Origin of the sequence: Arcobacter sp., assembly GCF_050300555.1 — a bacterium.
GTDB lineage: Bacteria > Campylobacterota > Campylobacteria > Campylobacterales > Arcobacteraceae > Arcobacter.
On the sequence record NZ_JBNKXY010000007.1, the window covers coordinates 97,300 to 109,337 of the forward strand.

At 26.3% G+C, this 12,038-nt stretch carries 9 protein-coding genes; 2 read left to right on the plus strand and 7 right to left on the minus strand.

The annotated features are described in order from the left end of the window. Positions 1-19 precede the first annotated feature (19 nt). Positions 20-3,439 (plus strand): ATP-binding protein, encoded by a 3,420-nt coding sequence (locus tag ACQY5W_RS07000; protein ID WP_428024243.1) that lies wholly within the window; start codon positions 20-22, stop codon positions 3,437-3,439. 38 nt (positions 3,440-3,477) lie between these two features. On the opposite strand, the gene ACQY5W_RS07005 is transcribed toward ACQY5W_RS07000, so the two are convergent. From ACQY5W_RS07005 to ACQY5W_RS07035, 7 genes are read right to left on the minus strand one after another with little or no spacing between them, the layout of a single operon-like run. Then, positions 3,478-4,518, minus strand: coding sequence for an HD domain-containing phosphohydrolase (locus ACQY5W_RS07005; protein ID WP_428024244.1), 1,041 nt, complete (start codon positions 4,516-4,518; stop codon positions 3,478-3,480). Between the two features lie 41 nt (positions 4,519-4,559). After that, positions 4,560-5,741, minus strand: coding sequence for a Na+/H+ antiporter NhaA (gene nhaA / locus ACQY5W_RS07010; protein ID WP_428024245.1), 1,182 nt, complete (start codon positions 5,739-5,741; stop codon positions 4,560-4,562). 14 nt (positions 5,742-5,755) lie between these two features. After that, the gene (gene murC / locus ACQY5W_RS07015) at positions 5,756-7,066 is read right to left on the minus strand and encodes a UDP-N-acetylmuramate--L-alanine ligase (RefSeq protein WP_428024246.1); all 1,311 of its coding nucleotides are present in this window, start codon (positions 7,064-7,066) and stop codon (positions 5,756-5,758) included. A 1-nt stretch (position 7,067) separates the two neighbouring features. After that, positions 7,068-7,646 carry a hypothetical protein gene (locus tag ACQY5W_RS07020; RefSeq protein ID WP_428024247.1) on the minus strand — a complete coding sequence of 193 codons (579 nt, stop codon included), beginning with the start codon at positions 7,644-7,646 and terminating at the stop codon, positions 7,068-7,070. Beyond that, a complete protein-coding gene (locus tag ACQY5W_RS07025; RefSeq protein WP_428024248.1) occupies positions 7,639-8,769 on the minus strand; it encodes a succinyldiaminopimelate transaminase in 1,131 nt (376 codons plus the stop codon). Before ACQY5W_RS07025 ends, ACQY5W_RS07020 begins: the two co-directional genes overlap by 8 nt. Positions 8,770-8,783: 14 nt before the next feature. Beyond that, positions 8,784-10,208: a COG3400 family protein gene (locus tag ACQY5W_RS07030; RefSeq protein ID WP_428024249.1), complete on the minus strand. Its 1,425-nt coding sequence runs from the start codon at positions 10,206-10,208 to the stop codon at positions 8,784-8,786. Continuing rightward, positions 10,208-11,122 (minus strand): DMT family transporter, encoded by a 915-nt coding sequence (locus tag ACQY5W_RS07035; protein ID WP_428024250.1) that lies wholly within the window; start codon positions 11,120-11,122, stop codon positions 10,208-10,210. Before ACQY5W_RS07035 ends, ACQY5W_RS07030 begins: the two co-directional genes overlap by 1 nt. A 177-nt stretch (positions 11,123-11,299) precedes the next feature. Here ACQY5W_RS07035 and ACQY5W_RS07040 point away from each other — a divergent pair, with 177 nt between their 5' ends. Beyond that, positions 11,300-12,028, plus strand: coding sequence for an amino acid ABC transporter ATP-binding protein (locus ACQY5W_RS07040; RefSeq protein WP_428024299.1), 729 nt, complete (start codon positions 11,300-11,302; stop codon positions 12,026-12,028). Positions 12,029-12,038 lie beyond the last annotated feature (10 nt).

The following is a 12,038-nucleotide window of genomic DNA, read 5'->3' on the forward strand; positions in this document are numbered from 1 at the left end:
AATCAAAAAAAGAGACTAGATGAAAAATATCACTATTAGAGTAAAATTAATACTTCTTTTTATACTCATAAAAATTATTCCTTTACTAATTATATCTTTTATAGCTTATCAAGGTGTTCTAAACCTAGAAAAATATTTAAATAATAGCACTAGATACCTCTTCAATGAGAATAAAGAGATTATTCTTAATACTGCGAATTCATCTATTAAAGATAGTATTAAAAACTTAGATAAAAAATCCCAATTGGCATTGGAAAGATTATCATATGAACTAGCAAATAAAATTGCAGATTTTTTATATGAAAGGGATAATGACTTACTATTTTTGTCAAAACTTGATTTAAATAAAAATATTCTTGAAAACTTTTATCAAAGTAAACAAAAAGAAATTATTATCCATGATAAATATATTTATGATGATGTCACAAATAAATGGATAAATACAAAAAAACAGACAATTATAGAAAATACAAAAGACAAAGCTGAATTAAAAGATAATGAAAAAGAGTTCAACTACACAAATCCAATAAAATTAGAAAAAAAATCTATTCCAATCTATAAAGAGATTTCATTTTTTGATTTAAAAGGAAAAGAGAAAATAAAAGTTTCTCAAATAAATAACAAACTTTTAGATATCTCAAATAAAAAAAATACTTATATAAATTCTGAAACCTATTTTAATGAAATTTCAAATTTAAAAAATGGTGAAATTTATGTTTCAGATGTAATTGGTGAATACGTTGGAACAAAAATAATTGGTGATTTTACTAAAGAAAAAGCTGCTAAAGCAAATATAGCATTTGAGCCTGAGAAATATGCTTATGCAGGAAAAGAAAATCCAAATGGCAAAAAATTTGAAGGAATTATTAGATTTATAACACCTGTATTTAAAAATAACAAAAAAATTGGATACATTTCCCTTGCTTTAGATCATGAACATATTATGCAATTTACAGACACATCAAATCCTACTGAAGAGAATGCGATTCAAAATATTTCCGATGCAAGTAAAGGAAACTATGCCTTTATGTGGAATTATGAAGGGAAAAATATATCTCATCCAAGGGATTTTTTTATTGTTGGATATGATAAAAATAGTGGTGAAGAAGTTATGCCTTGGCTAAGTGCTGATGTTGCAAAAAAATATAAAGAATCAAATCTACCTATAAATGATTTTTTAAAAAATTATCCAACATTTGAAGATCAATCTCTTTTAAAAAAACCAAATATTTCCCAACTTTTAAAAGACGGAAATGTTGCATTAGATTGTAGATATTTAAACTTCGCACCCCAATGTAGTGGTTGGATGCAAGTTACAAAAAATGGAGGCTATGGTTCTTTTATTATCTACTGGAGTAATGTTTGGAAATTAACAACAGCTGCAACTATTCCTTATTATTCTGGAAAATATAAAAATAGTAAAAGAGGTTTTGGATTCGTTACTATTGGAGCAAATGTTGATGAATTTCACTCTGCAGCAAATGAGACTAAAAAAAACATAACTTACATACTAGATAATCAAACAAAAAAGATGAAAAATATCCTTGATGAAAATAGAGATGAAGTTGATTTTTTTATTAGTTCATTAATTAATGAGCTTAGTATTATTACAGTTATTATGGTTATTTTAATAATTGGAATTGCTATTTGGATGTCAAACTATATTACTTCAAAAATTAACAATTTGCTAAAAGGTACAAAAAAGTTTGCTAATAACGAATTTGACTATAAGATAAAAATAACATCAAAAGATGAAATTGGAAATTTGGAACAATCCTTTAATGATATGACAACAAAAATCAAAAACTTGATTGATAAACAAACAGAATTAAATGAACATCTTGAAGAGAAAGTATCAATAAAAACCCAAGAACTTCAAAATATGAATCAGCAACTTGAAAATCAAGTAAAAATACGTACCCAGTCCCTACAAGATGCACTAATCCAAGCACAAAATGCAGACAGAGTAAAAACTACATTTTTAGCAAATATGAGTCATGAAATAAGAACACCATTAAATTCTATAATAGGATTTTCTCAAATATTAACCCAAGAAGTTAAACTCTCAACTATTAATCGTAAATACGCATCAATTATAGAATCAAGTGCAAAATCTTTATTAAATATTATCAATGATATTTTAGATATCTCTAAAATTGAAAGTGGTAATTTTGATATATCATTAAATAAAACAAATCTTTTTGAAATAGGTAAAGATGTTTTTGAATTATTTAATAATAAAGCCCTTGAGAAAAAAATTAAATTATCATTAAATATTGATAAAAATATCCCACCTTGCATTTTAACAGATGGAGTAAGAATAAGACAAGTTTTATCTAACTTTTTAAGCAATGCAATTAAATTTACTCCTCAATTTGGTACTATTAATTTTGATATTAATGTCATATCAACAAATAAAGATAAAGTAAACATAAGATTTACAGTAAAAGATTCTGGAATTGGAATTCCAGAAGATAAACTTGAAGAAATATTTAAACCTTTTATTCAAGTAAATAATGAATCTAACAGATCATATGAGGGTACGGGCTTAGGATTAAGCATATGTACACATATAGTTGACTTATTAAATTCTAAAATTGAAGTAGATAGTTCAATTGATAAGGGAACAACATTTTGGTTTGATTTAGAATTAAACACTTGCTTAAATGATAATTGTCATACTAACAATGATGATTTTCCTACAGACATTAGATTTAAAGGGAATGTTTTAGTTGCTGAAGATAATTTAGACAATCAACAACTTATTAGCTATCTTTTAAATAATTTTGGTCTTAAATCAACAATTGTTTCAAATGGAGAAGAGGCAATAAAAAAATATAAAAGTGAAATATTTGACTTAATTTTGATGGATATAAATATGCCTGTTGTTGATGGAATAACTGCTTTTAAACAAATAAGAGAGTATGAAAAACAAAATAATCTAAAAAACATCCCTATTTCTGCACTAACAGCAAACACAATTGTAGGAGATAAAGAAAAATTTTTAGACCTTGGTATGGATTATTATTTGAGTAAACCAATTGAAATAAATGAGTTAAAAAAACTCTTTATTAAATATTTAGTTAAAGTAGATGAATGTTTTCCAAAAAATGATGAAGTTTTAAATACAGAAAAAATTTCCTTAAATTCTATTTCTACTAGATTAGGATTACCAGAAGAGATTACTTTAAAAATAGTAGATAAATTTAAAGAAAAAATTTTTGAGGATTTAGAAGAATTAAAGTCATTTATAGAAGAAGAAAATAGTGAACAAATTAAATATAAAGCTCACTATATTAAGAATTCTTGCTTAAATGTTAATTTATCATTTGCAATATCTATTTTACAAGAGATAGAATCAAACTGTGAAAATGAAAAAGATTACTTAATTTCAAAATACAACCTACTATATGATTCAATTACAAATTCAATAAATTAGACTAATTTTTGCCCTATGTTCATAGGGCAAAACTTTAGTTATTTTTTTTCTTGAAATTTTAAATAAATCTCTTTTATAGAATCAATATTTTCTAAAAATATATCAATTAATTTTGGGTCAAAATGATTTCCTTTTTCATCAATCAATAAATCAACTGCATTTTCAAAACTCCAAGCACCTTTATAAGGTCGAATAGAAGTTAAAGCATCAAAAACATCAGCTATAGCTACAATTCTTCCTGAAATTGGAATATTTTCACCTGATAATTTATTTGGATATCCTCTTCCATTATATCTTTCGTGATGAGATAGGGAAATTTCAGCTCCCATTTTCAAAAATTTACTTTTACAATCTTTTAAAATTTCATAACCTATCAAAGGATGTTTTTTCATCACAGTAAATTCTTCATCATTTAATACACCAGCTTTTAATAAAACATTATCTGGAATTCCAACCTTACCAATATCATGAAATGGTGAAGCATAAAAAATAAGTTCTTGAAACTCTTCATCCATACCATATTGTTCAGCTAACAGTTTTGAATAGCAGGCAACTCTTGATATATGTTGGGCTGTTTCAGGATCTTTCCACTCTGCAATTTTACCTAAAACCTCTAAAGACTCATGTTCCCTCTCAATTAAATCATTAGTTGCTTTTTTTACTTCTTTTTCTAGTTCAAGTGCTCTGTTTTTTAATTTTAATTTTGCAAATCTTAAATCAAGTAGATTTTTTGTTCTTAATCTAAATTCAATTAAATCTAAAGGCTTACATAAAAAATCATTTGCTCCTGCTTCAAAGGCATTTATTTTTAATTCAATATTATCACTAACAGCAGTCACCATAATAATAGGAGTATCTTCATTATTTTTCCTATACTCTTTGATGATTTCCAATCCATTTAATTTAGGCATCATATAATCAATATATAGGATATCTACTTCATTATTTTGTATATAATCTAACCCCTCTTTAGGATCTAAAAAGCTTTTTATATTCAAATTTATATGTTTTGCAAAAGTTTCTATTAACATTATATTTTGTTCATTATCATCTATTGAAACAGCTAAAATATCTTTCATATTTACTCCTATATTAAAAATTATAGCTAATTAATTTAATTTTAAATAGTGCATGCTTTTTTTGATTTTGCAAATCTCAAAATCAAATATCCAAGAATCCCTGAAAAAATTGAACCAATTAAAATAGCCAATCTATCAGTATAAAAATATGTAGTATCATCTTCAAAAGCTAAAGAATCTATAAATAAACTCATTGTAAACCCAATACCTGTTAATACTGATATTCCATAAATTTGAAGCCAAGTAGTACATTTTGGTAATTTTGCAAGATTTAATTTAACTGCTAAAAAACTAAAAATAAAAACACCTAATTGCTTTCCAAAAAAAAGTCCTAACATAATGCCTAAAGGTACACCTTGTGTCATTTTACTAAAATCAATATCTCGTAAATCCACACCTGCATTTGCAAAAGCAAATAAAGGTAAAATAAAAAAAGCCACCCAATAGTGTAAATTATGTTTTAAATGACGAGCAGGAGATATAACTTTATTTTCTGTTTTTGTATTAAGTGGAATAGCAAAGGCTAAAACAATCCCAGCCAAAGTTGCATGAACGCCTGATTTTAAAACTGTTATCCATAAAATAATTCCAACTATCATATATAAAGATATTATTGATATTCTCAATCTATTCATTATAAATAAAATAAAAATTATAAAAACTGAAGCATATAAAACTTCAATAGATAAGTTTGAAGTATAAAATAATGCAATAATGACTATTGCTCCTATATCATCAATTATTGCAAGTGCCATTAAAAAAATCTTCAAAGAAAGTGGAACTCTTTTACCTAATAAAGATAAAATTCCAAGGGAGAAAGCGATATCTGTAGCAGTTGGAATAGCCCATCCATTTGAAGCTTGAGGGTCATTTTGGTTTATTAATAAGTATATTAAAGCTGGAAAAAGCATACCCCCTAAAGCTGCAAAAGCTGGCAGCGAAATCTTTGACCAAGAGGATAAATGTCCAGCTAATAATTCTCTTTTTATTTCAAGTCCAATAACTAAAAAAAAGAATGCCATAAAACCATCATTTATCCATAGATACAGTGGTTTTGATATCACAAAATCATTTACTGAAAAGTGAATTGCAATATGTAAAAAATCATAATAATACTCAGATAGAGGTGAATTTCTTAATGCAAGAGCAAATATAGTTACAAAAATAAGAATAAGTCCAGAAGATGATTCTTTTTTAATAAAACTATTTACTAAAATTTTCATACTCTACCTCATATTTAATTGACTATATCCCTTAACTGATAGGTAATATCTCCAGCACCAACACCAACAACTATACCTTCATTATATGTTTTTATTACTTTATTATCTTTTATAATATCAATTGCACAATTTTTTGCAAGTACTTTATCAGCAAAAATTGGGTTGTATTGTTTAAACTCTTCTTCAAAATTTATATCTAGCTTATGCTCACCAGGTATTGTCCATAGTGGTAATATAACTAATTCATCACAACCTTTAAAACATCTTTTAAAACCTTCAAGATTATCATAGGTTCTACTATATTTATGCGGTTGCCAAATTAATACTCTTTTTTTAAGATTTTTCAAATTATCATACAACTCAACAGATTTTATAGTTGCTTCAATTTCTGTTGGATGGTGAGCATAATCATCAACAAGCACAAATTTTTCGCACTTTTGCAAGATATCAAATCTTTTTTTGATACCCTTATAGTTTTTAAGATTTGTTCTAATTTGTTCAACACTAAGTTCATTAAGTGCTGCTAAAACTGCCAAAGATGTATTTATTGCAATATGATAGCCAAATCCCCAAACCTCAAAATATCCAAAATCTTTTAATTCAAATTTTGTATATGGCTCATCATCTTTTAAAATATAAGAGATGTTTTTTATATCAATACTTGGATAAAGTTTTGTAGCATCTTCTATTTCTAGTTTTTTTATATACTCATCTTCTGCATTTATAACTCTTTTTTTACCTAAGTTTATAAATTTTTTATAAGTATCAAAAAACTTCTCATAATCGTAATTATAATACTCCATATGCTCTGGTTCTGCATTTGTTACAATTGAACAATATGGATTTGATAAAATAAAACTTGCATCACTTTCATCTGCTTCAAAAGCTACTATTCCATTTTTATATCTAAAGTTTGAACCAAAATCTTTTGAAATAGCTCCAATAATTGCAGTACAATCTAAAATAGATGCCAAAATAGATGCAGTAGTTGATTTTCCATGGGCACCTGCAACACAATAGTTTTTTCTATCTCCCAAAATTGTAGGTAAAGCTTCTTTTCTAGATATAGTTCTTATTTGTCTTATTCTTGATTCTATTAATTCTGGATTTTCATCTGTTACAGCTGCTGAATAAATAACGATATCTGGATCTTTTATATTCGAAGCACTTTGGGGAGAATATACAACTATTCCCTCCTTTTTAAGTTCATTTGTTATTGGTGTTTCTTTCATATCTGAACCACTAACTTCATGACCACTATATTTTAAAAATCTTGCCAATGCTGAAAGGCCAATGCCTCCAATTCCTATAAAATGAACTTTCATATTAATCCAATAAATATTTTAAATTTGAATATTCAGTTTTTAAAATCTCACTATTTTTTTCTAAAAACTCTTTTATTTCAAAATTAAAAGATGTAATAAAATAGCCATATTTTTCATGAATTGGAACACTATTTGTATTAACTTTTTCTTCATAAAATCTATCTAAATCAAACTCTTTTGAACAAGCTATTAAATGAACATTTAATGCCTCTGTTAAGGTTTCATCATCAATTATATTTGCAAGAACAAAAAACAGCTCTTTTGCACCTTTTAGGTCGTTGTAACTCCATTTTTCTATGGCATGCTCATAAAATGATCTTGTGTAATATAATTCATCATTTTCTAAAACTATTTTTTTACCACTATTTACAATATTTTCTACATTTTCAAAAGAGATTTTTAAAATATTTTCATAAACAATATTTATCTTTTCTTGGTCTAAATCTAAAATTAAAAAAGAGTCCAAAACTTCATAAAGAGCTGAGATATTTTTACTTTTTATTGCATCATCTTTTGTTTTTTCCAAATAATTTAAAAAATCTGGATTTGTTCTAGCTTCATTTAGCTCTTCGTTAGTCATTCATAAAGTCCTTCAATCTATTTAATACCTCTTTTGTTTTTTGTGCATTTTCTACTAAGGCAATTCTCACATACCCTTTTCCAATACCTTCTCTTCCTAAAAAAGACCCAGGTAGCACTTTTATATTTTTTTCTTTATATAAATTTTTTGTAAATTCTAATTCATCACCAACTTTTAACCAAATATAAAAAGTAGCCTGTGGCATAGGAATACCTAAAATATCATGTGCTAACTCAAAATTCTTTTTATAAGTATCTCTAAATACTTGAACATGTTCTTGATTACTCCAAGCTGTTGCCGCTGCATATTGTAAAGGAATAGGAGCAGCGCATCCTACATATGTTCTATACTTCATATAATCTTTCAAAATCTCTGCATCACCAGCAATAAATCCACTTCTTAATCCTGGAGCACTACTTCTTTTTGAGATTGAATTTAAAACCAATACATTTTTAAATTCACTATTTCCAGCAAATATACTAGCTTCTAAAAGTGAACATGGTTTGTTTTTTTCATCAAAGTATATTTCAGAATAACACTCATCATTGATTAAAAGAAAATCAAACTCTAAAGCCTTTTTAACCCATAAAGCCAAATCTTCTTTGCTCATATTTGCTGATGTTGGGTTATTTGGATAGTTCAGTACTACTAAATCACATTTTTTTAGTGTTTCATCATCTAAAATAGCTTTGTAATCATTTTCTTTAGTTAAATTTATATGAATAACTTTTGCTCGACTTGCAATTGCTGCACCTTCATATATTTGGTAAAAAGGGTTAGTAAATGCAATTGTTGGATCTTGTTTATCAAACAAATAAAATTGTGGGAAATTAAATAAAACTTCTCTTGTCCCAAAACAAGGAATAATTTGACTCTCATTTAAAGTAACATTAAATCTCTTGCTTACAAACTCTATCATTGCATCAGTCAAAAAACTTTCACCTGCTGTTTTTGGATAATTTCTTAAATATTTTGTACTATCAGCTAAACTATTTTGAATAAACTCTGGTGTTTCAAATTGAGGTTCACCTATTGTTAATGCACTTGGTTCATATGAGCTATTTGGCTCAATTCCACTTAATAATTCATTTAATTTTTCAAAAGGATATTTTTCAAATACCATCTCTTACCTTTTTTTTAATTTTCTACTACGGGGATTAAAAGTTGATTGTTCTCTTTTATATCAAAAGACAATAAATCAGAATTTGTATAAAAAAAGCTACTTAACTTTCTTTTTACAAACATATCTTTTTTTAGTGGTAATATTTGTAATATATTTTCTTGATTTTTCAACTCTCGAATTGGGTTTCTTTCCCCTGAAACAATCTCAACTTTTTGTCCAAAAATTTTTGCTAAATTCTCAAAGTGATCTAAAATATACGACTTATTTCTTTGACCACTTGGCTCCATATCAAATATTTTAGTTTTTAGTTTTAACTGACTTGAAACATCAAAAACTATTGGTGAAATTTGTTCATATGATTTTGTATCATTTAATAAAATCAAACTATTTTTAATAGTTTTAATATCACCTAAACCTGATTTTAAAATAGGAATTCTTAAATCAACAAGTTTTGATATTCCCTCTTTATTTTTAAATAGTTCATAGGAAATCATCATCAAACCAATATCAAATACTTTTAAATCTTTTTTTAACAAAGTATCAAAGCCCAAGTTTCCATAATCTATTTCAATAACTAAATTATCTTCATCTCCCAACTCATATTTTATAAATTGCATCAGTGCCACAGTAGTTGGTCGTGTAATTCTTATGATTAATTTTTGGTTTTTTATTAATTGATTTAAATATTTTACTTCTACAACACACTTTTTAACTGTTTCTGTTGATTGAAGATAAAGATCTAAATAAAGATATAAGTTATGTCCAAATGGCATAGGAAATTGACCTTGAGTCTTACCTATTGCATTATAAACTTGCATTAAAACTTCAGGTTTTCCAATTACTAAAATTACATCATTTGGTTTTAAAATAAGAGATGGCTTGATTTTTATCAACTGTTGTTTTCTATAAAGCCCAAAAATTTTCCATTCTCTTTGCTCTATTGAACCTATGTATCTATAGGCATATGAGCTACCAAATGGAATTCTTATCTCCATTATTTCACCCTGTTTTAAACCTATATTTTGAGCAACAACAGGTATATTTGGAAGTCTTTCAACCATACCATTTGCAAGAACATCAATCCCTTTGTATATATTTATATACTGGTCAGAAAGGTCTATTCCCCAATAATCTAAAATACTCATTTGCATTTTAGGTTTTTCTTCTTTTATATTTTTTATAACACTAAGCATTTCATCCTTTGAATTAAGGGCAATAAGTGCTTGTGCATGAATATCTTTGTCCAAAACCATTGCTAATTTTGATTTTGATGTTGGATCAAACTTAAAAAATGTAAAATTTGAAGGTCTTTTATCAGTAAGAATAGCCTCATTCATATAAATAACATCATATGAGTTATCACCGGTATTTGTTTCAATAATTCTTTGAAGCAATTTCTTTGCAACAATACCATCTAATATAATTAATATCTTTTTCATTAAGATATTATATCTATTTCTTTCTGATAGTGTGTTTTAGTACTTTTTTTTAATTTAATTTCACTCATAAGTGTAGCAATTATAATCAAAACAGCTCCTATAATTTGAACAGAAGTTAATATCTCATTTCCTACAAATACTCCATAAAATGAAGCACTTAAAGGCTCCATTGTAAAAATAATTGCTGTTTTAGTAGGAGTTGTAAATTGTTGAGAATAAGTTTGTATTAAAAAAGCATATACCGTTGCAAATATTGAAGTAACTAAAACAGCTTTTAAAAATATCAAATCAAAGTTTACATTAAAAGTTATATCCTCTAAATATAAAGAAAAAAGTAAAGAAAGAATAGTTACTGTCAAAAACTGAAAACTTACAATCAAAAAAACATCCTCTTTTGTGGAAAATTTTCCAGTAAATACAATATGCAAGGCAAATAAAAATGCACAAATCAAGGATAAAAATTCACCAATTTTAAAATTTAAAGTACCACTCATAGTTAATAAATAAAGTCCAAAAAGTGCTACAAATGAAGCTATTAATACATTTTTTCTTACTACATCTTTAAATAAAATATAGGCTAAAAAAGGAACAAAAATAACATTAAATCCTGTAATAAAAGCCACTATTGAACTTTGAGTGTGAGTTAATCCAAAGGTTTGACTAGCAAAAGCAAAAAATAGTATAGAACCTAAAAAAATTCCATAAGAAACATTTTTCATATTTATATTACTAAATCTATTTTTTGATATTACAAGCATCAAAACTGTAGCTATCAAAAACCTATAAAATAAAAATGAATATACAGGTACATTTTTTACCGCATCTTGTACCATTAAAAAAGTAACACCCCAAGCTATAGCCACACTCAATAAGAATAAATCTGCTTTAAATTCTTTTATCTTTACCTTTTTCAATTACTTCCTTAAATAAAAAGTTTTATTATACCACAGCATTATATTCCATAAAAAATATGAAAATAATTTGGATTTGTATATAATTTATACAAAAATAACATAAATAATATATAAACTATTATATACTATAATTTCATAAAAATTATATAGCAAAGATACTCTGTGAAAAAAAATTTAATAATTGACATAAAAAAAATAAATAAATATTATGATGACTTTCATGTTTTAAAAAATATTGATTTTCAAGTAGAAAAAGGTGAAATAGTAGTTATTTGTGGTCCTTCTGGTTCTGGTAAGTCAACCTTAATTAGGTGTATTAATGGACTCGAAGATATAGATGATGGTTCAATTTTAGTAGATAATTTAGATATCCATTCAAATAAAAACAATCTAAAAGAAATCCGAAGTGAAGTTGGAATGGTTTTCCAACACTTTAACCTTTTCCCTCACTTAACAATACTAGAAAATATAACTATCGCACAAAAACTTGTAAAAAAAACTCCAAATGATGAAGCAAAAAAAATAGCAAAACAACTTTTAGAAAAAGTAAAATTAGCTGATAAAATCAATTCATATCCTGCTGATTTATCTGGTGGACAAAAACAAAGAGTGGCAATTGCTCGTTCACTTGCTATGAAACCTAAAATAATACTTTTTGATGAACCAACTTCTGCACTTGATCCTGAAACAATTGGTGATGTTCTAAGCGTAATGAAAGAGCTAGCAAAAGAAAACTATACACTTGTTTGTGTAACTCATGAAATGGGATTTGCCAAAGAAGTGGGTGATAGAATTGTATTTATGGATCATGGTGTGATTGTTGAAGAAAGCACTCCAGAAGAGTTTTTCAACAATCCAAAGTCTCAAAGAGCGAAACAATTTCTAAATGAAATTTTAGTACATTAACTTAAAAAAA